The sequence below is a fragment of the Nocardioides mangrovi genome (assembly GCF_020073815.1).
Lineage (GTDB): Bacteria > Actinomycetota > Actinomycetes > Propionibacteriales > Nocardioidaceae > Nocardioides > Nocardioides mangrovi.
Genome location: NZ_JAIQZJ010000001.1, coordinates 590,783 through 616,013, shown reverse-complemented (window position 1 = coordinate 616,013; position 25,231 = coordinate 590,783). Strand labels below are relative to the sequence as shown.

General features: G+C 72.6%; 26 protein-coding genes. 16 read left to right on the top strand and 10 right to left on the bottom strand.

Annotated elements, in window-relative coordinates:
* Window positions 1–51: 51 nt before the first annotated feature.
* Window positions 52–744, bottom strand: coding sequence for a TetR/AcrR family transcriptional regulator (locus tag K8U61_RS02895; protein ID WP_224121458.1), 693 nt, complete (start codon window positions 742–744; stop codon window positions 52–54).
* 89 nt (window positions 745–833) lie between these two features.
* Here K8U61_RS02895 and K8U61_RS02890 point away from each other — a divergent pair, with 89 nt between their 5' ends.
* From K8U61_RS02890 to K8U61_RS02865, 6 genes are read left to right on the top strand one after another with little or no spacing between them, the layout of a single operon-like run.
* Window positions 834–2,489, top strand: coding sequence for an amidohydrolase (locus K8U61_RS02890; protein ID WP_224121457.1), 1,656 nt, complete (start codon window positions 834–836; stop codon window positions 2,487–2,489).
* Window positions 2,490–2,515: 26 nt separating this feature from the next.
* Entirely contained in the window at window positions 2,516–4,174 is a 1,659-nt protein-coding gene (locus K8U61_RS02885; RefSeq protein WP_224121456.1) for an ABC transporter substrate-binding protein, read from the top strand.
* Window positions 4,175–4,186: 12 nt separating this feature from the next.
* Window positions 4,187–5,128 carry an ABC transporter permease gene (locus K8U61_RS02880; protein WP_224121455.1) on the top strand — a complete coding sequence of 314 codons (942 nt, stop codon included), beginning with the start codon at window positions 4,187–4,189 and terminating at the stop codon, window positions 5,126–5,128.
* Window positions 5,125–5,979, top strand: coding sequence for an ABC transporter permease (locus K8U61_RS02875; protein ID WP_224121454.1), 855 nt, complete (start codon window positions 5,125–5,127; stop codon window positions 5,977–5,979). Before K8U61_RS02880 ends, K8U61_RS02875 begins: the two co-directional genes overlap by 4 nt.
* Entirely contained in the window at window positions 5,976–6,923 is a 948-nt protein-coding gene (locus K8U61_RS02870; protein WP_224121453.1) for an ABC transporter ATP-binding protein, read from the top strand. The genes K8U61_RS02875 and K8U61_RS02870 overlap by 4 nt, the downstream gene beginning before the upstream one ends.
* Window positions 6,920–7,705, top strand: a complete 786-nt coding sequence (locus K8U61_RS02865; protein WP_224121452.1) for an ABC transporter ATP-binding protein — start codon at window positions 6,920–6,922, stop codon at window positions 7,703–7,705. The genes K8U61_RS02870 and K8U61_RS02865 overlap by 4 nt, the downstream gene beginning before the upstream one ends.
* 116 nt (window positions 7,706–7,821) lie before the next feature.
* Here K8U61_RS02865 and K8U61_RS02860 read toward each other — a convergent pair whose 3' ends face one another.
* Together K8U61_RS02860 and K8U61_RS02855 are read right to left on the bottom strand one after the other, a co-directional pair.
* Window positions 7,822–8,970 (bottom strand): DUF1214 domain-containing protein, encoded by a 1,149-nt coding sequence (locus tag K8U61_RS02860; RefSeq protein WP_224121451.1) that lies wholly within the window; start codon window positions 8,968–8,970, stop codon window positions 7,822–7,824.
* A complete protein-coding gene (locus tag K8U61_RS02855) occupies window positions 8,967–9,545 on the bottom strand; it encodes a TetR/AcrR family transcriptional regulator (protein ID WP_224121450.1) in 579 nt (192 codons plus the stop codon). The genes K8U61_RS02860 and K8U61_RS02855 overlap by 4 nt, the downstream gene beginning before the upstream one ends.
* A gap of 28 nt (window positions 9,546–9,573) precedes the next feature.
* On the opposite strand from K8U61_RS02855, the gene K8U61_RS02850 reads away from it, so the two are divergent.
* The gene (locus tag K8U61_RS02850) at window positions 9,574–10,794 is read left to right on the top strand and encodes a sulfotransferase family protein (protein WP_224121449.1); all 1,221 of its coding nucleotides are present in this window, start codon (window positions 9,574–9,576) and stop codon (window positions 10,792–10,794) included.
* 10 nt (window positions 10,795–10,804) lie between these two features.
* On the opposite strand, the gene K8U61_RS02845 is transcribed toward K8U61_RS02850, so the two are convergent.
* Entirely contained in the window at window positions 10,805–11,878 is a 1,074-nt protein-coding gene (locus K8U61_RS02845) for an LCP family protein (RefSeq protein ID WP_224121448.1), read from the bottom strand.
* A 34-nt stretch (window positions 11,879–11,912) separates the two neighbouring features.
* A complete protein-coding gene (locus tag K8U61_RS02840) occupies window positions 11,913–12,416 on the bottom strand; it encodes an alpha/beta fold hydrolase (RefSeq protein WP_224121447.1) in 504 nt (167 codons plus the stop codon).
* Window positions 12,417–12,582: 166 nt separating this feature from the next.
* On the opposite strand from K8U61_RS02840, the gene K8U61_RS02835 reads away from it, so the two are divergent.
* Both K8U61_RS02835 and K8U61_RS02830 read left to right on the top strand, forming a co-directional pair.
* On the top strand, window positions 12,583–14,070 hold the full coding sequence (locus K8U61_RS02835) for an AlkA N-terminal domain-containing protein (protein ID WP_224121446.1): 1,488 nt from the start codon (window positions 12,583–12,585) through the stop codon (window positions 14,068–14,070).
* 1 nt (window position 14,071) lies between these two features.
* Window positions 14,072–14,551, top strand: a complete 480-nt coding sequence (locus K8U61_RS02830) for a methylated-DNA--[protein]-cysteine S-methyltransferase (protein WP_224121445.1) — start codon at window positions 14,072–14,074, stop codon at window positions 14,549–14,551.
* A gap of 151 nt (window positions 14,552–14,702) precedes the next feature.
* Here K8U61_RS02830 and K8U61_RS02825 read toward each other — a convergent pair whose 3' ends face one another.
* Window positions 14,703–15,428: an IclR family transcriptional regulator gene (locus K8U61_RS02825; protein WP_224121444.1), complete on the bottom strand. Its 726-nt coding sequence runs from the start codon at window positions 15,426–15,428 to the stop codon at window positions 14,703–14,705.
* A gap of 125 nt (window positions 15,429–15,553) precedes the next feature.
* On the opposite strand from K8U61_RS02825, the gene leuC reads away from it, so the two are divergent.
* From leuC to K8U61_RS02810, 3 genes are all read left to right on the top strand, one after another.
* Window positions 15,554–16,969 carry a 3-isopropylmalate dehydratase large subunit gene (leuC, locus tag K8U61_RS02820; protein WP_224121443.1) on the top strand — a complete coding sequence of 472 codons (1,416 nt, stop codon included), beginning with the start codon at window positions 15,554–15,556 and terminating at the stop codon, window positions 16,967–16,969.
* Window position 16,970: 1 nt separating this feature from the next.
* Window positions 16,971–17,582 (top strand): 3-isopropylmalate dehydratase small subunit, encoded by a 612-nt coding sequence (gene leuD / locus K8U61_RS02815; protein ID WP_224121442.1) that lies wholly within the window; start codon window positions 16,971–16,973, stop codon window positions 17,580–17,582.
* Between the two features lie 276 nt (window positions 17,583–17,858).
* Window positions 17,859–18,542, top strand: coding sequence for an HU family DNA-binding protein (locus K8U61_RS02810; RefSeq protein WP_224121441.1), 684 nt, complete (start codon window positions 17,859–17,861; stop codon window positions 18,540–18,542).
* A gap of 65 nt (window positions 18,543–18,607) precedes the next feature.
* Here the strand turns inward: K8U61_RS02810 and cofC are convergent, their stop codons facing one another.
* On the bottom strand, window positions 18,608–19,234 hold the full coding sequence (gene cofC / locus K8U61_RS02805; RefSeq protein ID WP_224121440.1) for a 2-phospho-L-lactate guanylyltransferase: 627 nt from the start codon (window positions 19,232–19,234) through the stop codon (window positions 18,608–18,610).
* A 56-nt stretch (window positions 19,235–19,290) separates the two neighbouring features.
* On the opposite strand from cofC, the gene K8U61_RS02800 reads away from it, so the two are divergent.
* On the top strand, window positions 19,291–20,058 hold the full coding sequence (locus K8U61_RS02800) for a lysophospholipid acyltransferase family protein (RefSeq protein ID WP_224121439.1): 768 nt from the start codon (window positions 19,291–19,293) through the stop codon (window positions 20,056–20,058).
* Window positions 20,059–21,060, top strand: a complete 1,002-nt coding sequence (locus K8U61_RS02795) for an NAD(P)H-dependent glycerol-3-phosphate dehydrogenase (protein WP_224121438.1) — start codon at window positions 20,059–20,061, stop codon at window positions 21,058–21,060.
* A gap of 9 nt (window positions 21,061–21,069) precedes the next feature.
* Here the strand turns inward: K8U61_RS02795 and K8U61_RS02790 are convergent, their stop codons facing one another.
* Entirely contained in the window at window positions 21,070–22,146 is a 1,077-nt protein-coding gene (locus tag K8U61_RS02790) for a trans-sulfuration enzyme family protein (RefSeq protein WP_224121437.1), read from the bottom strand.
* A gap of 32 nt (window positions 22,147–22,178) precedes the next feature.
* On the opposite strand from K8U61_RS02790, the gene K8U61_RS02785 reads away from it, so the two are divergent.
* A complete protein-coding gene (locus K8U61_RS02785; RefSeq protein ID WP_224121436.1) occupies window positions 22,179–23,312 on the top strand; it encodes a D-alanine--D-alanine ligase family protein in 1,134 nt (377 codons plus the stop codon).
* Window positions 23,313–23,324: 12 nt separating this feature from the next.
* Here K8U61_RS02785 and K8U61_RS02780 read toward each other — a convergent pair whose 3' ends face one another.
* Window positions 23,325–23,759: a DUF3515 domain-containing protein gene (locus K8U61_RS02780; RefSeq protein WP_224121920.1), complete on the bottom strand. Its 435-nt coding sequence runs from the start codon at window positions 23,757–23,759 to the stop codon at window positions 23,325–23,327.
* Window positions 23,760–23,815: 56 nt separating this feature from the next.
* A complete protein-coding gene (locus tag K8U61_RS02775; protein ID WP_056149245.1) occupies window positions 23,816–24,052 on the bottom strand; it encodes an Lrp/AsnC family transcriptional regulator in 237 nt (78 codons plus the stop codon).
* 100 nt (window positions 24,053–24,152) lie between these two features.
* On the opposite strand from K8U61_RS02775, the gene K8U61_RS02770 reads away from it, so the two are divergent.
* On the top strand, window positions 24,153–25,103 hold the full coding sequence (locus tag K8U61_RS02770; RefSeq protein WP_224121435.1) for a thiamine-phosphate kinase: 951 nt from the start codon (window positions 24,153–24,155) through the stop codon (window positions 25,101–25,103).
* Window positions 25,104–25,231 lie beyond the last annotated feature (128 nt).

Sequence of the window (25,231 nt, the reverse complement as noted above, 5' to 3'; positions counted from 1 at the left end):
CGGGCAGGGGTGGACGGCACCACCCGCGGGCGGGTGGTTTCGGCCGGTGGCTCAGCCGATCTCGCGCTCGACGCGGTCGAGCAGCGCCTGGATGGCGAGCTCGTAGATCTCGGTCTCGGTGACCCGCTGGAGCTCCGCCGCGTGGGCGATGGCGGCGGGGTACTCCGACTGGGGGAGCGCGGCGTAGATGTTGGTCCAGGCGTTGGCGTCCTTCTCCCGCAGCGCCGGGTCGAGGGCGGCGACCGTGGCCCGCATCCCGGAGAGGCTCAGGGTGAGGTCCGCGAACGTGCGGTAGTAGAGGACGGCCCGGTCGGCGGCGAGCCCGGTCGAGGCCAGGGTGCCGAGGATGAACTCGACGATCTCCCGCTCGGCCGGACCGCCGGTGATCCGGGCCCAGCCCAGGCTGTACATCGCAGGGTAGCGCTCCGACAGCGCCCAGCCGGCCTCGGCGAGCCGCTCCAGCCGGGTCCGCCACGGAAGGGAGGGGTCGAGCTCGCGGACCAGGTCGGCGAGCTCGTCGGTGACCCGGTCGTAGGCCGCGAGGACGAGCGCGTCCTTGTCGCGGAAGTGCCGGTAGAACGCGGTCGCGTCGACGCCGAGCTCCTCGCCCAGCCGCCGCATGCTCAGCGCCGCGACCCCGTCCCGCTCCACCAGCTCGAGCGCCCGGTCGAGGATCGCCTCCCGGGTCAGGGTGGTGCCGGGCTGGCGTCCGGGGCGCTTGCGGGTCTTCTTCGTCTCGGGCACGGAGGACACCCTCTCACGGATCCAGCCCGGTGAAACAGTGTTGTCAACACTGTTGACAAGCAACTCGGTCGCGGGGTTTCCTTCTCGCCATGCAGACCACCGTGCTCCGCAACGCCGCCGTGTTCCGCGCCGACCGGGCCGCCACCTGGGCGAGCGCGCTGGTGATCCGCGGCGACCGGATCGTCGCGGTCGGCGGTGAGGCGGAGGTGCGGCCCTTCCTCGCCGGAGCCGACGAGGTCGTCGACCTCGCGGGCCGGCTGGTGACCCCCGGCTTCGTCGACGCCCACGTGCACCCGGTGCAGGGCGGCCTGGAGCGGGTCCGCTGCGACCTCACCGCCGGCGAGACCGCGGAGGAGTACGCCGCCGCGGTCGCGTCGTACGCCGCCCGCACCGACGCGCCCTGGATCCTCGGCGGCGGCTGGTCGATGGCCGCCTTCCCGGGCGGCACCCCCGACCGGGCCTTGCTGGACGAGCTCGTGCCCGACCGCCCGGTCTACCTGCCCAACCGCGACCACCACTCGGCCTGGGTCAACACCCGGGCGCTGGACCTGGCCGGGATCGACCGCTCGACGCCGGACCCCGAGGACGGGCGGATCGAGCGGGACGCTGCCGGCCACCCGACCGGCCTGCTGCACGAGGGCGCGATGGCCCTGGTGGAGCGCCTGGTCCCGGCCGACACCGCCGCCGACCACGCTGCCGGCCTGCGCGAGGCGCAGGCCCACCTGCACTCGCTCGGCATCACCGGGTGGCAGGACGCGATGGTCCACCACCTCGCGGAGGACTCGCTGCACCGCGCCTACCTGGCCGCGCAGGCCGAGGGCTGGCTGACCGCCCGCGTGGCCGGAGCGCTCTGGTGGGAGCGCAGCGACCACGACGTCGCCGCCCAGGTCGCCCGGCTGGTGGCCCGACGCACGGAGGCCGAGCAGGCGGCCGCGACCGTGCCCGGCGGCGGTCGCTACACGCTCCCGCACGTCAAGGTCATGCAGGACGGCGTCATCGAGACCGGCACCGCCGCGATGCTCGAGCCCTACCACGACCGGTGCGGCGGCCACGGCGACAACTCCGGCATCAGCTTCCTCGAGCCCGCACTGCTGCGCGAGGCCGTCACCGCCCTCGACGCCGCCGGCTTCGGTGTGCACTTCCACGCCCTGGGGGACCGGGCGGTGCGCGACGTCCTCGACGCCGTCGCCGCGGCGCGTGCCGCCAACGGCACCGCGGACCGGCGCCACCACCTCGCCCACCTCCAGGTCGTGCACCCCGACGACCTGCCCCGCTTCCGCGCGCTCGAGGTGGCCGCGAACGCCCAGGCCCTGTGGGCCTGCCACGAGCCGCAGATGGACGACCTGACCATCCCGGTGCTCGGTCCCGAGCGGACCGGCCAGCAGTACCCCTTCGGCGGGCTGCACCGCGACGGCGCGACCCTCGTCATGGGCAGCGACTGGCCGGTGAGCACCCCCGACCCGTGGCCGGCGATCCACACCGCCGTCACCCGCACCGACGCGCTCGCGCCCGCCGGCACGCCGGCGCTCGGCCCCGAGCAGGGGATCCCGCTCGGCGTCGCGCTCGCGGCGTACACCGCCGGCTCGGCCTGGGTCACCCGCCTCGACGACCGCATCGGCGCCCTGACGCCCGGCCTCGAGGCCGACGTCGTCGTCCACGACCGCAACCCCTTCGAGAGCGGCGACCCCGGCCGCACCACCGTCCTCCGCACGTACGTCGCGGGCGAGCTCGTCCACCACGTCTGACTCACGCCAGCAACCGAGGAGATCCGATGATCCAGCGCAACCGCACCATCGCGGCCACGATCGGCGTGGCCGTCCTCGCCCTCGGGGGCACCGCCTGCTCCGGCTCCGACAGCGACGGCGCCGCGCCCTCCGGTGCGGCGGTGTCGAGCATCGGCGCCGACCAGCTCACCACCGGCACCGCCAGCGGCGACCTCGACGCGGTCACCTGGTACGGCGGCTACCGGCCGGTGATCACGCTCGACCCGATCGGCCTCGCGGACTACCCGGAGGAGACCGCGATCCCGAACATGTGCGAGCCGCTGATGAAGGTGACGCCGGACTACGGGCTCGAGCCGGGCCTCGCGACCAAGGGCGCGTACACCGACGACACCCACTACGTCATCACGATCCGCACCGACGTGACCTTCTGGGACGGCAAGCCGATGACCGCCGAGGACGTCGCCTACAGCCTCGGCCGCAACCTCGACCCGACGTACGCCTCCAACTACTCCGGCGCATTCGCGCAGGTGACCGGTGTGAAGGCGACCGGCGACGACACCGTGACGGTGACCCTGAAGCAGCGCTCCCGCAGCTTCGAGCAGGCGCTCGGCACCCTCGGCGCGGCCGTGGTCGAGAAGGCCTTCGCCGAGAAGGCGGGGCGCGCGTTCGGCAGCCCGTCGACCGGGGTGATGTGCACCGGGCCCTTCGAGTTCCAGTCGTACGACGGCACCAGCAGGCTGGTCATGAAGAAGAACCCCGACTACTGGGACGCGGACGGCGCCGCGCACGCCTCGACCTTCACCTTCGTCTACCCGACCGACCCGGCCGCGCTGGCCAACGGCCTCGAGTCCGGGAAGATCGACGGCGCGCTCAGCCTGCCGAGCACGCTCGCCGACCAGCTGCAGGACTCCAGCGCCGGCACGCTCTACGTCGGCCAGGAGGGATCGACCCCGATCAACGTCGACCTGCTCTTCACCGCTGCCGACGGGCCGTCGGCGGACCCGAAGGTCCGCCAGGCGCTGTCGACGGCGATCGACCGCGCGGGCATCGCGAAGACCGTCTTCGCCGGCACCGCCGACCCGCTCTACAAGGTGTCGGGTCCGGGCGTGTGGGGCTATGCCACGTCGACGTACGACGACGCCTACCAGGACTTCGTCGCCGACGCCGACCCCGAGGCCGCGACGAAGCTGCTGGCGGAGGCCGGCGTCGCGGACCAGCAGATCACCTTCGGCTACCCGGCCGGCGACGCCGAGAGCGAGCAGGTGGCGACCGTCGTGCAGCAGGAGGCGCAGCAGATCGGGCTCGACATCAAGCTCGTCGGCATCCCCAACCAGCAGTACGGCGCGCTGTTCGCCGACCCGTCCGCGCGCGAGCCCTACGACCTGATCCTCACCAAGAACTACATCGAGCTGCCCGAGCCGATGAACCTCGACGCCCTGGTCGGCAGCGACGCCGGCAACATGAACTTCAGCGGCTACCACGACGACGCGGTCGAGCAGGCGCTCGCCGAGGCCGACCGCACCGAGGACGACGACGCCCGGGCGGAGCTGGTCGTCGGCGCCGAGGCGAAGCTCGCCGACGCGCTGCCGGTCATCCCGATCGCCCAGCCCCGCGCGCTGGTCTTCGAGGGCTCGAAGGTCACCGGCTCGACGCTGACCTTCTCCTTCATGACCTCGCCGTGGGCCGCGGCCGTGGGCGCGAAGTAGGCGAGCGGTCCGATGCGACGGTTCCTGCTGCGGCGGCTGCTCGGGGCGGTGGTGACGCTGCTGATCGCGAGCATCGTGGTCTACCTGTGCGTCTACCTCTCCCCGGGCAGCCCCGAGCAGGTGCTCTTCGGCTCCCGGCCGCCCTCGCCGGAGGTGCAGGCGCAGGTGCGTGAGTACCTCGGGCTCGACCAGAGTCCGGTGCTCCGCTACCTCACCTGGCTCGGGCACGTGCTCAGCGGCGATCTCGGGACGTCGCTGATCACCCAGCAACCGGTGTCGTCGCGGATCGCGGACCCGGCGCTGGTGACGCTCTCGCTGGTGGCGTACGCCGCGGTGCTCATCGTCCTGCTCGGCGTCGGCAGCGGCCTGCTCGCGGCACTGCGCCCGGGTCCGGTCGACGCGGGCGTCACGACTCTCACGTCGGTCGCGACGGCGGTGCCGGCCTTCGTGGCCGCCGGGGTGCTGATCAGCGTCTTCGCGGTGCAGCTGGGGTGGTTCCCGGCGTACGGGCAGGGCGACGGCGTCGTCGGCTGGTGGCACGGGCTCACCCTGCCCGCCGTCGCGCTCGCGATCCTCGCCAGCGGGCTGGTGAGCCGGGTGACGCGCGCCAGTGCCCGGCAGGAGCTGGCGTCCGAGCACGTCGAGACGGCGCGGATGCGGGGCATCTCGGGCGGCCGGCTGCTGCGCAGCCACGTGCTGCACAACGCGGCCCCGTCGGTCGTGACCGTCATCGGGCTGCAGGTCGCCGGGCTCGTCGCCGGCGCGGTCGTGGTCGAGCAGGCCTTCGGGCTCAACGGGCTCGGTGGGCTGCTGATCAGCTCGGTGCAGCAGAAGGACTTCCCGGTGGTGCAGGCGATCGCGCTGGTCGTCGTGGGCGCGTTCGTGCTGCTGAACCTGCTCGCCGACCTGGTCGTGATGGCGCTCGACCCCCGGGCCCGGGTGGTGGCCCGATGACCGTGCTCCCGTTCACCGCCGCCCGCCGGCTGACCCGCTCGCGCACGCGCCGTACCGGTCTCGGCGTCAGCGGCTGGGCCGCGGTCGTCGTCCTCGTGCTCGTGGCCGCGGCGGCGGTCCTGGCGCCGCTGATCGCGCCGTACGACCCCAACACCGGCGACCTGCTCCACCCCTACGCCACCCCGAGCGCCGACCACTGGCTCGGCACCGACGGCACCGGTCGCGACGTCTTCTCCCGGCTCGTCTACGGCGCGCGTACGTCGCTGCTCGGCCCCGCAGCGGTGGTGCTGGCCGCGCTGCTGCTGGGGGTGCCGCTCGCGCTGGTCAGCGCCTGGCGCGGCGGCCGCACGCGGATCGTGCTCGGCAGCGTGCTGGACGTGATGTTCGCGATCCCCGGTCTGCTGCTGGCGATCCTGGCCGTCGCGATGTTCGGGCCGGGCCTCGGGGCGGCCGTCATCGCGCTCGCGATCGCCTACCTGCCCTACGTCGCCCGGCTCGCCACCACGGCGGCCGAGGGGGAGCGCCGGCTGCCCTACGTGCAGGCGCTGTCGGTGCAGGGGCACGGCGCGCTGCGCGTCAACGTCCGGCACGTGCTGCGCAACCTGTCGCCCGTGCTGGTGGGGCAGGCCAGCGTGGCCTTCGCCTACGCGTTGATCGACCTCGCCAGCCTGTCCTTCCTGGGCCTCGCCGTGCAGGCGCCGCAGGCCGACTGGGGCGTGCTCGCCAGCGACAAGGACGCGCTGCTCAAGGGCCATCCGCTCGGCGTTGCGAGCGCGTCGGTGCTGATCGTCGTCACCGTGCTCTCGCTCTTCGTGCTGGGCTCGCGCGTCTCCGGGGAGGACCGACGATGACCGCACTCCTGCAGGTCGACGACCTCACGCTCGACCTCGGGGACACCCCGATCCTGCGCGGCGTCTCCCTGGCCGTACGTCCCGGCGAGGCGCTCGGCATCGTCGGTGAGTCCGGCTCCGGGAAGTCGATGACGCTGCGGACGGTCGCCCGGCTGCTGCCCGATTCGGCGCGGACCGGGGGCGCCGTACGCGTCGGGGACCGGGACGTCCTCGGGCTGCGCGGCCGTGAGCTCCGTGAGCACCGCCGCGGGCTGGGCATGGTCTTCCAGGACCCGCGCTCGGCGATCAACCCGGTGCACACGGTCGGTGCCTTCCTCGTCGAGCGCGCCCGGGACGCGGGCCAGGACACCGCGGCCGCCCGGGAGCAGGCGCTGACGGTGCTGCGCCGCATGGGCATGACCGATCCCGAGCGGCGGATGCGGCAGCACCCCTTCGAGCTCTCGGGCGGGCTCCTCCAACGGGTGATGATCGCGTCGGTGCTCATGGAGCGGCCGCGGCTCCTGCTCGCCGACGAGCCCACCACCGCCCTCGACGTCACCACCCAGGCCGACGTGCTCGCGCTCACCGACGAGCTGCGCCGCGAGATGGGGGCCGCGCTGGTGCTGGTCACGCACGACCTCGACCTCGCCTCGGCGGTCTGCGACCGGATCGCCGTCATGTACGGCGGGCGCGTGCTCGAGACGGCTCCCGCGGCGACGCTGCGCGACGACGCGGTGCATCCCTACACCCGCGCCCTGCTGGCCTCGCGACCTCCGCTCGACCAGCGGCTGACGGAGATCCCGGTCGCGCCCGGCAGCCCGGTGCCGGCCGCGCAGACCGGGCCGGGCTGTCCCTTCGTCGACCGCTGCCCGGTCGCGCTGCCGATCTGCGGCTCCGCTCTCCCCGAGGAGCGGCTGGTCGGGGCCAGCAGGGTCCGCTGCCACCGCGTCGAGGAGGTCGCATGAACGACGTGGTCCTGGAGGTCGAGCACCTCGTGAAGCGGTACGGCGACGGCCCGGTCGTCGTGGACGACGTGTCCTTCCGGGTGCGCCGGGGACGGACCACGGCGCTGGTCGGCGAGTCCGGCGCCGGGAAGTCCACGATCGGCGGCATCGTCACCGGCCTGCAGACCGCGACGTCGGGACGGGTGGCCGTCTGCGGTGAGGACCGCACCCGGGTCGCCCGGTCCGCTCGCGAGCGCCGCCGTCGCGGCGCCCAGCTCCAGCTGGTCCCGCAGGACCCCGCGACCACGCTCGACCGCAGCCAGCGGATCGGCGACGCGCTCGCGGAGGCGGTCGCCCTGGGCGGGACGCCCCGCACCGACCGGCTGCCGCGGGTCGAGGAGCTGGCCACCCAGGTCGGGCTCGGCCCGACGCACCTCGAGCTGACGCCCCGCTCGCTCTCGGGCGGTCAGCGGCAGCGGGTCGCGATCGCGCGGGCGCTGGCGACCTCGCCCGAGGTGATCGTCCTCGACGAGGCCGTCTCCGCGCTCGACGTCTCCGTGCAGGCGCAGGTGCTCAACGTCCTCAACGCGCTGCAGCGCGACCTCGGCACGGCGTACCTCTTCATCACCCACGACCTCGCCGTCGTCCGTCAGGTCGCCCACGACGTCGTGGTCCTGCGGCACGGTCGCGTCGTCGAGCACGGGGCGGTCGAGCAGGTCCTCGGTGACCCGCAGGACGACTACACCCGCCTGCTCCTCGACTCCACCCCGCGCCCCGGCTGGCGCCCGGTCGCCCTAGTCTGAGCGGCCGGTGCCGTGTCGGGATACCCGGTCGACCGGGTATCCCGTCGCTGGACAGCCGTTGCAACGGCCGACAAGCGGCAGGAGTCCCTGTCGAGTCCCGGAGCCCGGCCCGGATGTCAGTCGACGGCGGTCGGCGCGTTGGCGGCCTTGACCAGCCGTACCTCGGGCGTGGCCGGCACCTCGTCGGCGAGGAACCAGCGGAAGGCGAGGTTGCCGCGGGCGTGGTCGATCGTGGTGATCGCGTTGGGGTGCTCGAGCTGCGTGCGCGCGATGACGACGGTGACGGTGCCGTCGGCGTTGGGGACGGCGGTCCCGTGGTTGAGCGAGACCCGGCCGTCGGTGAGGTTGTGGGCGGCCATGAACTGGTTCCAGATGATGACGTTCCAGAAGCGGCAGGCCGGCGGCCGGTGGGTCACCACGAGCGCCTCGTCCTCGGCGAGGTCGTAGCTGCCGAAGGAGTAGCAGGCGTCGGTCGCCGACCAGCCGAAGTTGAAGTCGGGGACCCGGTAGGGGTCGCCGAAGTCGTTGGCGAGCTGGGTGATCTCGTGGCCGAGCGTGCTGTGGTCGTCGGTGCGCACGCCCACCGAGAGCGGCACGATCGCGAACATCGTGCGCAGCCAGGTGAGCGTCGACCGCAGCGCGCGGGCGGTCTCGGCGTCGCCGTTGCGCACCGGCCCTGGCTCGTCGAGGACCTCGACCTCCCAGGTCACCCGCCGCCCGCGCCCGGGATCGACCTGGTAGTCGCGGGTCATCGCCGCGGCGGTGTCCTCGGCGAGCTCGACGAAGGCGCCGTCGTACCCCTCCGGCCGCCGCGGCCCCATCATCAGCTCGAAGCGTCCGTCCGCGTCGAAGGTCAGGTCGTCGTCGTTGACGACGCCGATCACCCGGTCCGACCACGCGCCGGGGGAGGGCTCGTTGTAGACGGTGATCGAGAAGTAGACGCTGTCGCCGCGCTGACCCGTGACCCGATAGGTACGGCGGGGGTCGAGCACCACGAAGGCGTACCAGGAGTCGCTGTTGTCCCCGCCCCAGCGGCGGTCGCGGCGGAACGGCGTGTTGACGTCGACGAACGTCGGCCGGCTCGGGTCCGGGAAAAGATAGGTGTCGAGCCCGACGCCGAGCACGGTCGCCAGCGCGCGGTAGCCGTCGGCGACGGCCTGGGCGCCCGCGACGGCACGGTCGCCGGTGAGGAAGCTGGACTCCAGGTCGCGCAGCCCGTCGAGCAGCTCGTGCCAGGCGGCGGTCGACTCGTGGGTGTCGGTCATGGGGCGATCCCTTCGAGGAGCAGGCGGGTGGTGTGGTCGATCCAGGTGTCGTCGAGCTCCCCGTCCCCGCGGATGAGCAGGGCGAGCAGGGTGGTGCCGCCGATGGCCTCGACGAAGGCGTCGGGGTCGAGGTCGGCGCGGGCCTGGCCCGCGGCGACCGCGGCGGCGAGCCGCTCGCGGACCCGGCCGATCGGGCCGGCCTGGAAGCGCTCGAGCAGGGCGGCGTGCAGGGTCGGGTCGGTGGTCATCTCGCCCATCAGTCCGGGGACCGCGGCGCGTGCGACGGGGTCGGAGAAGACCGCGACGACGGTGCGCACCATGGTCCGCAGGTCGTCGGCGAGCTCGGCCGTGTGCGGGACCTCCATCCGGTCGTCGACCGGGAAGGCCGCCTCGTGCACGAGGTGCGCCTTGCTGCGCCAGCGCCGGTAGATCGCTGGCTTCGTCGTGCCGGCTCGTGCGGCGATGCCGGCGACGGTCAGGTCGGCGTACCCGGTCTCGACGAGGAGCTCGGCGGTCGCGGCGAGGACGGCGCGGTCGATGCGCCGGTCACGGGGTCGTCCAGGGGCTGTCGTCATTACGTGACGCAGAGTAACGTAACCGCCCGTGGTGCACCTCGACGACCTGACCCGCCCCCGCTTCTCGCCCGAGATCGAGGAGCTGCGCGGCCTGATGGCGACCATGGCCGAGGCCTGTCCGCTCGACGCCGCGGCCCTCCACGCGCAGGCCGCCGCGGAGACCGGCCTCGACGACTTCGGCGCCCGCGACTACGAGGAGCGGCTCGACGTCCTGCTCGCCGCGATCCGCGACATCGACGGGCTGCACGGCCCCGGGCAGGTCAACTTCCACGCGCAGCTGCTGCAGCTGCTCAAGAACCGGCTGCTGCTCACCGAGTACCTCACGCGCCACCCCGAGGCGCTCGAGGTCGAGCTCGCCGCACCGGTGATCATCGCCGGGCTCCCGCGGACCGGTACGACGCACCTGCACAATCTGCTGGCGGCCGGGCCGACCTTCCGCACCCTGCCCTACTGGGAGAGCGTCGAGCCGCTGCCGATGCCCGGCGAGGACGGCGTCGAGCCGCGCCGGGCCCGGATGGACATGGCCGTGGACTTCATGAACGCCGCGATGCCCTACTTCCCGCTCATGCACGAGATGACCACCGACCACGTGCACGAGGAGATCCAGCTCCTCGCCAACGACTTCTCCACGATGCTCTTCGAGACGCTGGGCGAGGTGCCGGCCTGGCGCGACTACTACCTCGCCCACGACCAGACCCCGCACTACGCGCACCTGCGCACCCAGCTCCAGGTGCTCCAGCACGCCCGTGGCGGCCGGCGCTGGCTCCTCAAGTCGCCGCAGCACCTCGAGCAGCTGCCCGTCCTCGCGCAGGTGTTCCCCCACGCCACCGTGGTGCTCACCCACCGCGACCCGGTGTCGGTGACCGTGTCGATGGTGACGATGATCGTCTACACCGCCCGGATGCACCGCGACCCGGTGCCGGCGCGGGAGATCGGGCGGGCCTGGGCGGATCGCCTCGCGATCATGCTCGACGCGGTCGTCCGGGACCGGGAGGTGCTCGCCCCCGAGCGCTCGGTCGACGTGCGGTTCGACGACTTCATGTCCGACGACCTCGCGACCGCGCAGCGGGTCTACGCGCTCGCCGGCGAGCCGGTCACCCCGGAGGCCCGGTCCGCGATGGCGGCGTACCTCGACGGACACCGCCGCGGCCACCTCGGCACCATTGACTACGCCCCCGCGGAGATCGGGCTCGACCCCGACGAGCTGCGCACCCGCTTCGCGCCGTACGTCGAGCGCTTCCTGGGCTGACGGGCTGACGCTAGGAGCACAGGCCGTTCTCGGCGGCGGTGCTCTTGTCGCCGTTGGGGTCCTTCGCGGTGATCGCGCCCTTGCCGAGCTTGCCGAGCGGCTCGTCGTTCTTGACCTTGTCCCACAGCTGCTGGGCATCGGGTGTGAGCTGCAGCCGGCCCCAGTTGGGATCGCCGACCGGGAAGTCGGTGGTCGGTGCGGTGACGAACTTGATGTTGTCGAGGTTGGCGTGGCGCACCGACATGGCGAGCTTGACCAGCTTGCCGGCGCTGGCGATGTCCGGGCTGGTCTCGATCGAGTCGGCGAGGCTGGACGCGAAGCCGTAGAGCTTGTCGGGCCGGGTCAGCGTGTCGGCCGACATCACCTTGCTGATCATCGAGGCGATGAAGGCCTGCTGACGCTTCATCCGGCCCAGGTCGGAGTTGGCCGTCGAGTGGCGCTCGCGGACGTACTGCAGCGCCCGGTCGCCGTCGAGGGTCTGGGTGCCGGCGTCGAAGTGGATGTGCGCCACCTCGTCGTCGATCGGCTCGGGGATGCAGACCTGGACGCCGTCGATGGCGTTGACCATGTCCTTGAAGCCGCCGAAGTTCAGGGTGATGTAGTCGTCGATGTAGACGCCGGTGACCGCCTCGACCTGGGCGACGGTGCAGTCCGGGCCGCCGACCGAGTAGGCCTCGTTCCACTGGACGTCGTCGGCGGCCGGGATGACGGTGTTGCCGTTGCGGCACTCGGGCCGGTCGACCAGGGTGTCGCGGGGGATCGAGATGCCGTAGATCGAGCGACGGCCGTCGGCGATGTGCAGCAGGATCGTCGTGTCCGACCCGCCCTCGCCGGCCTGGTTGTCGATGTCGCACCCGGCGCAGTCGCGGGTGTCGTTGCCCATCAGCAGGATGTTCATCTCGGACGTGGGCAACGGCTTCTTCTCGCGCTGCACCTGGTGCTCGATGGTCTCGCCCGTGGTGATGCCTCGGTCGATCCGTTGGTAGGCGAAGACCACGCCGGTGGCGGTGAGCAGCGCGACGACCAGCTCCGCCACGATGATCACGCGCAGCACCGACCGTCCACGACGACGTCGTCCGGCCACCCCACCCCTCCGTCCCTCCCCTGAGGGGGACAGCCTAGACGGGGGCTCCACGCGCACCCCCTCGCATCGTCGCTCCGACGAGGTGGGCGAACGCCTCCGGGGCGTCGAGGGCCGCGACGTGCCCGCTGCCCGGGAGCTCGCGGACGCGGTAGCCCCACCGCGCCCGGAGCGCCTCCGCCGCCTGACGCCGTACGCCGGGCGACCACGCGCCGTAGGTCACGGTGACCGGTCCGCAGGCGAGCGCGGGCGGCTGCGGCTCGAAGCCCTGGAGCATCTCCGGCTCGTGCAGCACCGCGCCGGCGAGCGGGGCGCCAGCGGCGGCGAGGGCGAGCCCCAGGGTCGCGCCGTCGCCCATGCCGACCACCCAGCACCCGGCGACCCGTGGCCGCAGCCAGGCGACCTCCCGGTCCAGGCCTCCGGTCCGCGGCGGGTCGAGGGCGACCACGTCGTGGCCGTCGCGCGGGCCGAGCAGGGGGATGACGAGGTCCCACACGGCGCTGGTCGTCCCGGTGCCGTGGAGGAGGACGACGCGGGCCATGGGCGGAGCGTAGGAGCGTGCGGGGAGCATCCGGGCCGTGTTCAACAGAACGTTACGGACCCGACGACCACCCGAAACAACCTGTGCGCCGACCGTGAAGGAGACGTCCTGTGGCGGTGTCCGATTTCCGCCAGAGGGTGTCGGTGGCATGGGCGAGGATGAACCCATGACGGCGACCACGAGACTCGACCCGGAGTCCTGCTACCGCGCGGTGAAGTCACGCGACCGGCGGTTCGACGGCGTGTTCTACACCGCCGTCCGGACCACGGGCATCTACTGCCGACCGTCGTGCCCGGCGCGGACCCCTGCCTTCCACAACGTGACGTTCCACCCGAGCGCGGCCTCGGCCCAGGCGGCCGGCTACCGGGCGTGCAAGCGCTGCCTGCCCGACGCCACCCCCGGCAGCCCGGACTGGGACGTCGCGGCGACGGCCGCCGGCCGGGCCATGCGCCTGATCGCCGACGGGGTCGTCGACCGCGACGGTGTCGACGGCCTCGCCGCGCGCGTCGGCTACACCGCCCGGCACCTCGGACGGATCCTCACCGCCGAGCTCGGCGCCGGCCCGCTGGCCCTCGCCCGCGCCCGCCGCGCCCAGACCGCTCGGGTGCTCATCGAGACCACCGACCTCACCTACGCCGACATCGCCTTCGCGGCGGGCTTCTCCAGCGTGCGGCAGTTCAACGACACCATCCGCGAGGTCTACGCCTCCTCGCCGACCGAGCTGCGCGGACGTCGCGGCGGCCGGCCCGCGACGGGCACCGTCACCATGCGGCTCGCCGTCCGGACGCCGTACGCCGGCCGTGCGCTGCTCGACTTCCTCGCCCTGCGCGCGGTCCCGGGCGTCGAGGCGGCGGGGGAGGGCTGGTACGCCCGCACCCTGGCGCTGCCCCACGGCTCCGGCACGGTCCGGCTCGAGCTCCCCGACGTCGCCGAGCCCGGCGGCACGGCGTTCGCGACCGCGACGTTCCGGCTCGAGGACTTGCGCGACACCGCGGCCGCGACCGAGCGCGTGCGCCGGCTGCTCGACGCGGACTGCGACCCGGTCGCGGTGGCCGACGCGTTCGCCGGCGACCCGCTCGTCGGTCCGCTCGTCCGGCGCTGGCCGGGGCTGCGCGTGCCCGGTCACGTCGACGGCCACGAGATCGCGGTGCGCGCGGTGCTCGGCCAGCAGGTCAGTGTGGCCGGGGCGCGCACCGTCGCCGGACGGCTGGTCGCCGCGCACGGACGCCCGCTCGCGCCGCCGGTCGCCCAGCCGGAGGACGGCCTCACCCACCTCTTCCCCGACGCCGGCACGATCGCGACGCTCGAGCCCGAGGAGCTGCCGATGCCGCGCAGCCGCGGCCGTGCGCTCGTCGGCCTCTGCGCGGCGCTGGCGGACGGGACCATCGCCCTGGACCGCGGACCGGATCGCGACCAGGTGCGCAGTGCCCTCCTCGCCATCCCCGGCATCGGGCCCTGGACCGCCGACTACGTCGCGCTGCGCGCCCTCGGCCACCCCGATGTCTTCCTGCCGACCGACATCGGCATCCGCGACGCGCTGCGAGGGCTCGGGCGCGACCCGGCCGATGCGGCCCGGCTCGCGGAGGCGTGGCGACCGTGGAGGTCCTATGCCCAGCTCTACCTCTGGCAGACTCACTCATCGAAGGAGCAGTGACATGTGGACCGTCGTCGACTCACCCGTGGGGCCGCTGCGGCTCGTGGAGCACAACGGCGCGATCACCGCGATCGAGTTCTCCCCGTTCGCCGATCGTGACGGCCGGCCTCGGGGTCAGCAGCAGGACGACCACCCGGTCCTGGTCGAGGGCGCGCGCCAGCTCGCGGCGTACTTCGACCGCGACCTCAAGGAGTTCGACCTCCCGCTCGCGCCCGCCGGCAGCGACTTCCAGAAGCGCGTGTGGGACCAGCTGCTCGGCGTCGGCTGGGGCGAGACCGCGTCGTACGGCGAGATCGCGCACCGGCTCGGCATGACCAACGCGGCGTCCCGCGCGGTCGGTCTGGCCAACGGCCGCAACCCGATCCCGATCGTGATCCCGTGCCACCGGGTGATCGGCGCCGACGGCACGCTCACCGGCTATGCCGGCGGGCTCGAGCGCAAGCAGCTCCTGCTCTCGCTCGAGGTCGACGGGCTGTTCTAGCGCGCGTCTGATGCGCGTGTGCCTGCTCGAGCCGGCCAGCGCCTGTAACGCCTGGTTACTCGCTGTTCCCACGGTGCTGCAACGCCCTGGGAACAAGCCGTAACCAGGCGTTACAGACCCCTGCACCCGCGAGGCAGGCAGGCAGCCTCGGTCAGCCCTCGGCGGCGGCCCGGCGCAGCGACTCCGAGAGCCGCTCGGCGGCGGCGAGGACGGCGGGGGCGTGCATGCGGCCGGGCTGGCGGGACAGGCGCTCGAGCGGCCCGGAGACGGACACGGCGGCGATCACCTTGCCGCCGGGGGACCGGACCGGTGCCGACACCGACGCGACGCCCTGCTCACGCTCGCCGACGGACTGCGCCCAGCCTCGACGGCGGATGCCGGAGAGAGCGGCGGCCGAGAAGGCGGCGTTCTGGAGGCCCCGGTGCATCCGCTCCGGGTCCTCCCACGCCAGCAGCACCTGGGCGGCGGAGCCGGCGCGCATGGTCAGCTGCGAGCCGACCGGGATCGTGTCGCGCAGGCCGCTCGGTCGCTCGGCGGCGGCCACGCAGACGCGGTGGTCGCCCTGGCGTCGCCAGAGCTGGGCCGACTCGCCGGTGATGTCCCGGAGCCGGGCCAGCACCGGGCCCGCCGTGGCGAGCAGGCGGTCCTCGCCGGCGGCTGCGGACAGCTCGGCCAGCCGCGGGCCGAGGATGAAGCGTCCCTGCATGTCGCGGGCGACGAGACGGTGGTGCTCGAGCGCGACGGCGAGCCGATGAGCGGTGGGACGGGCCAGGCCGGTGCCCGCGACGAGGCCGGCGAGCGTGGCCGGTCCGGACTCGAGAGCCGTGAGCACGAGGGCGGCCTTGTCGAGGACGCCGACGCCACTGGAGTTGTCCATATGGCAATACTGTCGTCTCAGATCATGGGATGCAAGTAGTACGCTCCGCCTGTATCAGGGATCACGACGTACCCATCGATGTGGATGGGCTTCCGGTGACCCACCCGTGCTGAGGAGAGAGAGCCATGGGCAAGACCCTGTCGGAGAAGGTGTGGGACGAGCATGTCGTCCGGTCGGTCGACGGGGAGCCGGACCTCCTCTTCATCGACCTCCACCTCATCCACGAGGTGACCTCGCCGCAGGCCTTCGACGGACTGCGGCTCGCGGGCCGGCAGGTACGCCGCCCCGACCTGACCCTCGCGACCGAGGACCACAATGTCCCGACCCTCGACTGGGACAAGCCGATCGCCGACCCGGTCTCGCGCACCCAGGTCGAGACGCTGCGCAAGAACTGCGAGGAGTTCGGCGTCCGGCTCCACCCGCTCGGTGACATCGAGCAGGGCATCGTCCACGTCGTCGGTCCGCAGCTCGGCCTGACCCAGCCCGGCATGACGATCGTCTGCGGCGACTCGCACACCTCGACCCACGGCGCCTTCGGTGCGATCGCACACGGCATCGGCACGTCCGAGGTCGAGCACGTGCTCGCGACCCAGACGCTCCCGCAGGCCCGTCCCAAGACGATGGCCGTGACCGTCAACGGCAGCCTCCCCGAAGGGGTGACCGCGAAGGACCTGATCCTCTACCTGATCACCCAGACCGGCACCGGCGGTGGCCAGGGCTACATCGTCGAGTACCGCGGCGAGGCCATCCGCGAGCTCTCGATGGAGGCGCGGATGACCGTGTGCAACATGAGCATCGAGTGGGGCGCGAAGGCCGGCATGATCGCTCCCGACGATGTCACCTTCGCCTACCTGAAGGACCGCCCCGAGTCGCCGAAGGGCGAGGAGTGGGACGCCGCGGTCGCGCACTGGCGCACGCTGGTCACCGACGAGGACGCGGAGTTCGACCGCGAGATCGTCATCGAGGCCGCCGACGTGACGCCGTGGGTCACCTGGGGCACCAACCCCGGTCAGGGCGCGCCGCTCGGTGGATCGGTGCCGGCGCCGGGCGACTTCGAGGACGAGATCGACCAGGTCGCGGCGACCAACGCCCTGCGGTACATGGACCTCGAGGCCGGCACCCCCCTGCGCGAGGTCAGGATCGACACCGTCTTCGTCGGCTCCTGCACCAACGGCCGCATCGAGGACCTGCGACTCGCGGCCGAGGTCATCAAGGGCCACCAGGTCGCCGAGGGCACCCGCATGCTCGTCGTTCCCGGCTCCGCGCGGGTCCGGCTGCAGGCCGAGGACGAGGGCCTCGACCTGGTCTTCAAGGAGGCCGGCGCCGAGTGGCGTGGAGCGGGATGCTCGATGTGCCTGGGCATGAACCCCGACACGCTGTCGCCGGGCGAGCGCAGCGCCTCGACCTCCAACCGCAACTTCGAGGGACGCCAGGGCAAGGGCGGGCGCACCCACCTCGTCTCGGTGCCGGTCGCCGCGGCGACCGCGATCCGCGGCACCCTCTCGTCCCCTGCTGATCTCCTCACCGTTGGGAGCAACTGACATGGAGAAGTTCACGAGCCACACGGGCATCGGCGTCCCGCTGCGTCGCAGTGACGTCGACACCGACCAGATCATCCCGGCCGAGTACCTCAAGCGGGTCTCGCGCACCGGCTTCGAGGACGGACTCTTCGCCGCCTGGCGCAACGACCCGTCGTTCGTGCTCAACAACCCGGCGTACTCCGCGGGCTCGGTGCTCGTCGCCGGACCCAACTTCGGCACCGGGTCGTCGCGCGAGCACGCGGTCTGGGCCCTGCAGAACTACGGGTTCAAGGCCGTCATCTCGCCGCGCTTCGGCGACATCTTCCGCGGCAACTCCGGCAAGGCCGGGCTGCTCACCGGACGGGTCGACGAGAAGGTCGTGCAGCGGCTGTGGGACTACCTCGAGGAGCACCCGGGCGCGAGCGTCACGGTCGACCTCGAGGCCCGCACGGTCAGTGCCGGCGAGGGCCCCGACCGGATCGAGGACTCCTTCGACATCGACGACTACACGCGCTGGCGGCTGCTCGAGGGTCTCGACGACATCGGCATCACGCTGGGTCACGAGGGTGACATCGCGGCGTACGAGTCGACCCGCCCGAGCTGGAAGCCGAAGACGCTGCACGGCGTCGGCTGACCACGCATCGTCACGGTCCGTGAGGCCGGGTTTTCCCAAGCAGGACTGGGGATTCCCGGCCTCGTGGCATTTCGGGCGACCAATCTTCGGGGCCGCTGAAAGCGTGAAATCTCCACGGTTGACAGGGGATCGGCATCTGATCGGTGTCGAAAAACATGTCAAAAACACACCGCAAAACACGCCTTGGTGATTGTGAGTGTGGCCACGAATACCTAGCGTGCGTTGAAGAATGTCGAGCACGGGCTCGACCATGTTCAGTTCATTGAAGGGAAGACAGTGAACAAGTCAGAGTTCATCGACGCACTCTCGGCGCGATTCGACGGGAACAAGAAGGCCGCTTCGCACGCCCTCGAGTCCGTGCTGGACACGATCACGCGTGAGGTCGCCAAGGGCGAGAAGGTCGCGATCACCGGCTTCGGCTCCTTCGAGAAGCGGGTCCGCGAGGCCCGCTGGGTCCGCAACCCGCAGACGGGTGCGCGGATCAAGGCCAAGAAGACCTCGGTGCCGAAGTTCACCGCTGGTGCGGACCTCAAGAACGTCGTCTCCGGCGCGAAGAAGCTCCCGAAGCTCACCGTGACCGCATCGGCCGGTGCGGCCAAGAAGGCAGCGGCTCCGGCCAAGAAGGCGGCCGCTGCTGCCAAGAAGGCGGCTCCGGCGAAGAAGGCCGCTCCGGCCAAGAAGGCGGCACCGGCCAAGAAGGCGGCACCGGCGAAGAAGGCGGCACCGGCGAAGAAGGCCGCACCGGCCAAGAAGGCTCCGGCCAAGAAGGCCGCTCCCGCCAAGAAGGCGCCGGCGAAGAAGGCTCCCGCCAAGAAGGCCCCGGCCAAGAAGGCGGCACCCGCCAAGAAGGCGCCGGCCAAGAAGGCTCCGGCCAAGCAGGCGGCACCGGCCAAGAAGGCGCCGGCCAAGAAGGCTCCCGCCAAGAAGGCCCCGGCCAAGAAGGCCGCCAAGAAGGCCTGACGCTCCACCGACGACGAAGGGCCCCACCCGACCGGGTGGGGCCCTTCGTCGTTCCGGACCGCGAGTCAGACGAGGTCGGCCGCGAGCGCCGCCGTGCGCCGACCGAGCCCCAGGGCGGACGCCGCCCGGAGGTCCGCCAGGTTGTCGACGTCCTGCCGCACCGACGCCGGGACCCCGGTCAGCTGACGGGCGCCGGTGTCGAGGTGCTCCTCCCGCGACCCGGGGCCGAAGCGTGGGTCGAACTCGTCGAGCGCGGCGACGTAGAGCGTCGTGCCGACGCCGTCGGCATCGGGGACGAACCACGGCCGCGACGGGTCGACCCGCGCCAGGGTGGCGTCGAGGTCGGCCGATCGCAGCGCCGGGAGGTCGGCGCACATCGCGACCGGCACCAGGCCCGGCCAGCGGCGCCCGGCCTCGGCGGCGGCCTGGCGCAGGCTGCCGTTGAGGTCGTCGCTCACGCCGTCGGGGATCGCCGCCGCGCCCAGGGCCGTCAGCGCCCGGGAGAAGTGGGCGTCGTCGGTCACGACGAGGACCGCTCCGACGAGGCTGGCCTCGAGGCAGGCGACGACGGCGTCCTGGGCGAAGGCCTCGGCCAGCTCGCGGCGTACGTCGGGGTCGAGGCCCACGAGGCGCGACTTGCCGATCGCCGGGGGCTTCACCGGGACCAGGACCACGTACTGCTGCTCGGACATCGCCCCTGATCCTGTCAGGCCCCGGGAACGGGGACACGACCGAGTAGCCTGCGCACGTGGCGGTTCGGAAGATGCAGGAGAAGCAGAGCTGGGCGTGGCACCTCGCCGAGCCCATCGTGCGGGCGGCACTGGTGTCGACCACCAAGCACGAGTGGATCGACGGGGACAACATCCCCGCGAGCGGCGGCTGCATCATCGTGCTCAACCACGTCTCGCACGTCGACCCGCTGACGGCGGCCCACCTGGTCTACGACCACGGGCGGCTGCCGCACTACCTCGCGAAGTCGGGCCTGTTCAGGAACAAGGCGCTGGGCGCGTTCTTCCGGGCAGCGGGCCAGATCCCGGTCGAGCGGCTGAGCAAGAACGCCGCCGGTGCCTTCGACGCCGCCGTCGAGGCGGTGCACGACGGCAAGTGCGTCGTGGTCTACCCCGAGGGCACCATCACCCGCGATCCCGACGGCTGGCCGATGACCGGCAAGTCCGGCGCGGCGCGGATCGCGCTCGAGACCGGATGCCCGGTGATCCCGGTCGGGCAGTGGGGCGCGCAGCAGCTGCTCGCGCCGTACGCGAAGAAGCCCGACCTCTACCCCCGCAAGCTCGTGACCATGAAGGTCGGCAAGCCCCTCGACCTCAGCGATCTGGCAGCCAAGGAGCCGCGGACGCTCGCGGTCGTCCAGGAGGCGACCGACCGGATCATGGCCTCGATCACCGCGCTCGTCGAGGAGGTGCGCGGCGCGACCGCACCGGCCGAGCGCTTCGACATGAAGAAGGCCGGCGTGCGCCAGACCGGCAACCCCAACAAGCTCCCCGGAAAGGACGCCTGAATGAGCAAGGTCGCGGTCTTCGGAGCGGGCTCGTGGGGGACGGCGTTCTCGATCGTGCTCGCGGACGCCGGCAACGACGTGACGATCTGGGCGCGCCGCGAGGAGCTCGCCCAGAGCATCAACGACCGTCGGGAGAACACCGAGTACCAGCCCGGAATCGAGCTGCCCGAGTCGATCAGCGCGACCCACGACATCGAGAAGGCCGCGCACGACGCGGACCTCGTCGTCCTGGCGACGCCGTCGCAGACGCTGCGGGACAACCTCGCCGAGTGGGCGCCGTACGTCGACGACCGCGCCGTCTTCGTGTCCCTGATGAAGGGCGTCGAGCTCGGCACGCTCAACCGGATGAGCGAGGTGATCCAGCAGGTCACCGGCGCCGGACCCGAGCGGATCGCAGTGGTCAGCGGACCCAACCTGTCCAAGGAGATCTCGCGCCGCGAGCCGGCCGCCTCGGTGGTCGCCTGCCAGGACGAGTCCGTCGCCAAGCTGCTGCAGGCGCGGGTGCACTCACCGGCGTTCCGGCCCTACACCAGTGTCGACGTGCTGGGCTGCGAGCTCGGCGGCGCCTACAAGAACGTCGTCGCGCTCGCCGTCGGCATGGCGGTCGGGCTCGGCTTCGGCGACAACACGACCGCGTCGGTGATCACCCGCGGCCTCGCCGAGACCGCGCGGCTGGCGATGGCGCTCGGCGCCAACCCGCTGACCCTGATGGGCCTCGCCGGCCTCGGTGACCTGGTGGCCACCTGCTCCTCGCCGCTCTCGCGCAACCGCACCTTCGGCGAGAAGCTCGGGCAGGGCATGACCACCGAGGAGATCTACGCGACCACGCGGCAGGTCGCTGAGGGCGCGAAGTCCTGCTCGTCGCTCCTCGCGCTCGCCGAGCGCACCGGCGTCGACGCCCCGCTCGCGGAGCACGTCGACGCGGTCGTCGCCGGCCGCATGGGTCCGCAGCAGATGATGGACTCGCTGATCTCGCGGGAGACCAAGGCGGAGACCGACTGAGGCTCCGGCTCAGTCGCCGAGCGGCGCCAGCGCCTGCTCGAGGTCGGCCCAGAGGTCCTCGACGTCCTCGACGCCCACGGAGAGGCGGACCAGGCCCTCGGGGATGGTCCGCGGCTCGGCCTTCCAGCGCCGACGGCGCTCCAGCGTCGACTCGACGCCACCCAGGGACGTGGCGTGCACCCAGAGCTCGGTGGTCCGGCACAGCAGGTCGGCCGAGAGCTCACCCTTCGTGAGCACGATCGACACGATCGCGCCGAAGCCGGGGTAGCGGACCTCGGAGAGCGCCGGGTGACCGCCGAGCCGGCGGACCAGCTCCGCGGCGTTCTGCTGGGCGCGCTCGACCCGCAGGTGCAGCGTGCGCAGGCCACGGGCGGCCAGCCACGCCTCGAGCGTGCCCGGGACAGCCCCGAGCAGGTCGCGACGGCCCTTGAGCACGGCGTAGAGCTCGTCGTTCGCCGTGACGACGGCGCCGAGGAGGGCGTCGCTGTGGCCGGCGAGGTACTTGGTGGCCGAGTGGACGACGATGTCGGCGCCCATCGTCAGCGGCCGCTGGTTGATCGGCGTCGCGAAGGTGTTGTCGACGACGACGTACGCGCCGGCCGCGTGCGCGGCCTCGCTGATCGCCGCGATGTCGGCGAGCTCGAGCGCGGGGTTCGTGGGGGACTCGAACCACACCAGTGCGGCGTCCTCGACCGCCGCCACCACGGCCTCGGTGTCGGTGATGTCGACGAGCTTCGTGCGGATCCGGCCGCGGCTCTCCAGGTCGGCGAGCTCGAGGAGCGTGCCCGTGTAGGAGTGCGCGGGCGCCACCACGAGCGCGTCGTGGCCGACCAGGTCGAGGACCGTCGTGGTCGCGGCCATACCCGTGGAGAACGCGAGCGCGCGACCACCCTCCAGCGCCCCGAGCGTGTCCTCGAACGCGCTCCAGGTCGGGTTGCCGTAGCGGCCGTACTCCCGGTCGCCGCCCGCGACGTACGTCGACGCCATCATCAGCGGGTGGTTGAGCGGCTGGTCCGGCTCGTGCGGCGGCCGGCCGGTGGTCACGGCGAGTGTGGCGGGGCGCAGATCACGCGAGTCCTCGGGCATGGGCGCAAGGCTAGGTGGATAGGGTCGTGCCGATGAACTCCCCATCGGGTCGGGCGTCCCGCAAGCCCCGCGTCGCCGTCGTCTTCGGCGGCCGGTCCAGCGAGCACGCGATCTCGTGCGTGACCGCAGGCAGCGTGCTCGCCGCGATCGACCGTGACGTCTACGACGTGGTGCCGATCGGCATCGCCACCGACGGCCGGTGGGTGCTCGAGGCCGGCGACCCGGAGCGGCTGCGGATCACCGGCGCCGACCGGCTGCCGAGCGTCGACGGCGACCGCGCCACGATCGCGCTGGTGCCCGAGGCCAGCACGACCGACCTGGTCGTCACCGAGCCGTCGCAGCCGCCGCAGACCCTCGGCGAGGTCGACGTCGTCTTCCCGCTGCTGCACGGGCCGTGGGGTGAGGACGGCACCATCCAGGGCATGTTCGAGATGGCCGGGGTGCGCTACGTCGGCGCCGGCGTGCTGGCCTCCGCGGTCAGCATGGACAAGGCCTACATGAAGATCGTGCTGGCGGCGGCCGGCCTCCCGGTGCTCCCGTCGACGACCGTGACCGCCCGCCAGTGGGAGCAGGACGAGGTCGGCTGCCGCGAGCGTGCGGACGAGCTGGGCTACCCGCTCTTCGCCAAGCCCACCCGCGGCGGCTCCAGCATCGGCATCTCCAAGGTGCACGACGCGTCCGAGCTCGCCGCCGCGATCGACGAGGCGCTGCGCTACGACCCCAAGGTCCTGCTGGAGGCGTACGCCGCGGATGGCCGCGAGATCGAGTGCGGCGTGCTGCAGGCGCTCGACGGCACCCCGGAGACCAGCCTCCCGGCCGAGCTGCGGGTCGGCGGCGACCACGAGTTCTACGACTTCGAGGCCAAGTACCTTCCCGACCAGCAGACCGAGATCGACATCCCGGCCGACCTGCCCGAGGAGGTCACCGCCCGGATCCGCGAGCTCTCCGTCCAGGCCTTCGAGGCCGTCGGCTGCGAGGGACTGGCCCGGGTCGACTTCTTCGTGCTCCCCGACGGCCGCCTGGTGATCAACGAGATCAACACGATGCCCGGCTTCACGCCGACCTCGATGTACCCGCAGATGTGGGCCGCCTCCGGAGTCGACTACCCGGCGCTCGTGGACCGGCTGATCCGGCTCGCGCTGGCGCGCGACACCGGGCTGCGCTGAACCTCGCCCCGGTCAGGCGAGGCAGCGGTCCTCGACCCTGGAGTGGTCACGCACGACGTCGGTGAGCCCGGTGAGCAGCCCGGCCGGCTCGTCGTAGTCGTCGGGCACGACCACCTGCACCCGAGGCCGCCTCCCGTCGGTGGTGAACGTGGTGTGGTCGTCCGACTCCTGCACGATCCAGTCGAGGCCGTTCACCGTCGTGCACTTCGGTACGTCGGTCAGGTCGACGGCGCCGACCCCGCAGGTCAGCACGATCGCGGGATCTCCCCATGCGGCGCCGTACGCCGTCGCGCCAGTGACCTCCGTCGACTTCTCGCCGTCGAGGGTGGCGGGCAGTCCGGTCACGATGTCCCTGCACGCGGTGTCCTGGGCGGCCGGGAGGTCGGGTCGATCGATCTCCGGTGGCCCGCTGTCGCAGCCTGACGCCCCGAGCAGCACGGCGCACACGACGACGCCCCGCGTCCAGACGGAGGCGGGGCGTCGGCGTACGCGCGCTGGCACGGTCAGATGTGCACGACCGGGCAGGTGAGCGTGCGGGTGATGCCGTCGAGGTTCTGGACCTTCGAGACGACCAGCTTGCCGAGCTCGTCGACATTGCGGGCCTCGGCACGCACGATCACGTCGTAGGGACCCGTGACGTCCTCGGCCAGGGTCACGCCCTTGACCTGGGCGATCGCCGAGGCGACCTCGGCGGCCTTGCCGACGTCGGTCTGGATCAGGATGTACGCCTGGACGACCATCGTGCTCTCCCTGCTGGTTAGTTCTGGTCGGGCATGTGTCGTGCTTGTGACGGCCAACCTACCGTGAGGTAGTGGGCCCGTCATCTGGTGGGATGGCCTCATGCCGATCGCCCCAGACGCCACGCTTGCCGACGTCGGCGAGTTCGCCCTGATCTCCGAGCTCGTCGGGCTGTTCCCGCAGGGGGAGCAGGTGCTGGTGGGGCCCGGTGACGACGCCGCCGTGCTCCGCGTGCGGAGCGGGCACGTGGTGGTCTCCACCGACCTCATGGTCGAGGGGCGCCACTTCCGCCGCGACTGGGCCTCCGCGGAGGACGTCGGCCACCGGGCCGCCGCGCAGAACCTCTCCGACATCAACGCGATGGGTGGGCGGGCTACCTCCCTGACCGTCGGCCTCGGCGCGCCCGGGGACCTGCCCGCCGCCTGGGCGATCGACTTCGCCCGCGGGTTCGCCGACGAGTGCGCGCTGGTCGGCGCAAGCGTCGTCGGCGGCGACCTCACCCGCTCCTCGGAGATCGTGGTCGCCGTGACCGTGCTCGGCGCCGTCACCGAAGCCCCGGTGCTGCGCTCCGGCGCACGCCCCGGCGACGTGCTCGCGCTCTGCGGGCGCCAGGGCTGGGCCGCCGGCGGCCTCGCGGTCCTCGGTCGCGGCTTCCGGTCCCCGCGGGTCCTCGTCGAGGCCTACCGGCGCCCGGCGCCGCCGTACGACGCGGGCCGGCTGGCCGCCGAGGCCGGTGCGACCTCCATGATCGACGTCTCCGACGGCCTCCTGGCCGAGGCCGGCCACCTCGCCGCCGACTCCGCCGTCGCGATCGACGTGCACGCGGCGGCGTTCGACGTGCCCGAGCCCCTGCACGCCGTCGGCGCCGCGGTCAACGCCGACCCGGTCAGCTTCATCCTCGGCGGCGGCGACGACCACGCCCTGCTCGCGACCTTCCCGGACGTCGCCGCCGTCCCCGACGGCTGGTCGGTGATCGGCGCGGTCGCCGAGGGGGAGGGCGTCACCGTCGACGGAGCGGCGTACGACGGCCCCACCGGCTGGACCCACTTCTGAGACGTCGCCGCAGCGGGTTTCCCCGGCTGCCCGGGGAAACCCGCCCGACACGCCGAGGACGACCGGCGCGTCGGGCGGGTTCTGGCTGACGAGCGCAACGGGTGCGACTCGTGGGACGACCCGAGGCA

Excerpts from the sequence above, each read along its gene's own strand:
- K8U61_RS02890 (WP_224121457.1), top strand. The coding sequence starts at position 834 with ATGCAGACCACCGTGCTCCGCAACGCCGCCGTGTTCCGCGCCGACCGG.
- K8U61_RS02885 (WP_224121456.1), top strand. The coding sequence starts at position 2,516 with ATGATCCAGCGCAACCGCACCATCGCGGCCACGATCGGCGTGGCCGTC.
- K8U61_RS02880 (WP_224121455.1), top strand. The coding sequence starts at position 4,187 with ATGCGACGGTTCCTGCTGCGGCGGCTGCTCGGGGCGGTGGTGACGCTG.
- K8U61_RS02875 (WP_224121454.1), top strand. The coding sequence starts at position 5,125 with ATGACCGTGCTCCCGTTCACCGCCGCCCGCCGGCTGACCCGCTCGCGC.
- K8U61_RS02870 (WP_224121453.1), top strand. The coding sequence starts at position 5,976 with ATGACCGCACTCCTGCAGGTCGACGACCTCACGCTCGACCTCGGGGAC.
- K8U61_RS02865 (WP_224121452.1), top strand. The coding sequence starts at position 6,920 with ATGAACGACGTGGTCCTGGAGGTCGAGCACCTCGTGAAGCGGTACGGC.
- K8U61_RS02860 (WP_224121451.1), bottom strand. The coding sequence starts at position 8,970 with ATGACCGACACCCACGAGTCGACCGCCGCCTGGCACGAGCTGCTCGAC.
- K8U61_RS02855 (WP_224121450.1), bottom strand. The coding sequence starts at position 9,545 with ATGACGACAGCCCCTGGACGACCCCGTGACCGGCGCATCGACCGCGCC.
- K8U61_RS02840 (WP_224121447.1), bottom strand. The coding sequence starts at position 12,416 with ATGGCCCGCGTCGTCCTCCTCCACGGCACCGGGACGACCAGCGCCGTG.
- K8U61_RS02835 (WP_224121446.1), top strand. The coding sequence starts at position 12,583 with ATGACGGCGACCACGAGACTCGACCCGGAGTCCTGCTACCGCGCGGTG.
- K8U61_RS02830 (WP_224121445.1), top strand. The coding sequence starts at position 14,072 with ATGTGGACCGTCGTCGACTCACCCGTGGGGCCGCTGCGGCTCGTGGAG.
- K8U61_RS02825 (WP_224121444.1), bottom strand. The coding sequence starts at position 15,428 with ATGGACAACTCCAGTGGCGTCGGCGTCCTCGACAAGGCCGCCCTCGTG.
- leuC (WP_224121443.1), top strand. The coding sequence starts at position 15,554 with ATGGGCAAGACCCTGTCGGAGAAGGTGTGGGACGAGCATGTCGTCCGG.
- leuD (WP_224121442.1), top strand. The coding sequence starts at position 16,971 with ATGGAGAAGTTCACGAGCCACACGGGCATCGGCGTCCCGCTGCGTCGC.
- cofC (WP_224121440.1), bottom strand. The coding sequence starts at position 19,234 with ATGTCCGAGCAGCAGTACGTGGTCCTGGTCCCGGTGAAGCCCCCGGCG.
- K8U61_RS02795 (WP_224121438.1), top strand. The coding sequence starts at position 20,059 with ATGAGCAAGGTCGCGGTCTTCGGAGCGGGCTCGTGGGGGACGGCGTTC.
- K8U61_RS02790 (WP_224121437.1), bottom strand. The coding sequence starts at position 22,146 with ATGCCCGAGGACTCGCGTGATCTGCGCCCCGCCACACTCGCCGTGACC.
- K8U61_RS02785 (WP_224121436.1), top strand. The coding sequence starts at position 22,179 with ATGAACTCCCCATCGGGTCGGGCGTCCCGCAAGCCCCGCGTCGCCGTC.
- K8U61_RS02775 (WP_056149245.1), bottom strand. The coding sequence starts at position 24,052 with ATGGTCGTCCAGGCGTACATCCTGATCCAGACCGACGTCGGCAAGGCC.
- K8U61_RS02770 (WP_224121435.1), top strand. The coding sequence starts at position 24,153 with ATGCCGATCGCCCCAGACGCCACGCTTGCCGACGTCGGCGAGTTCGCC.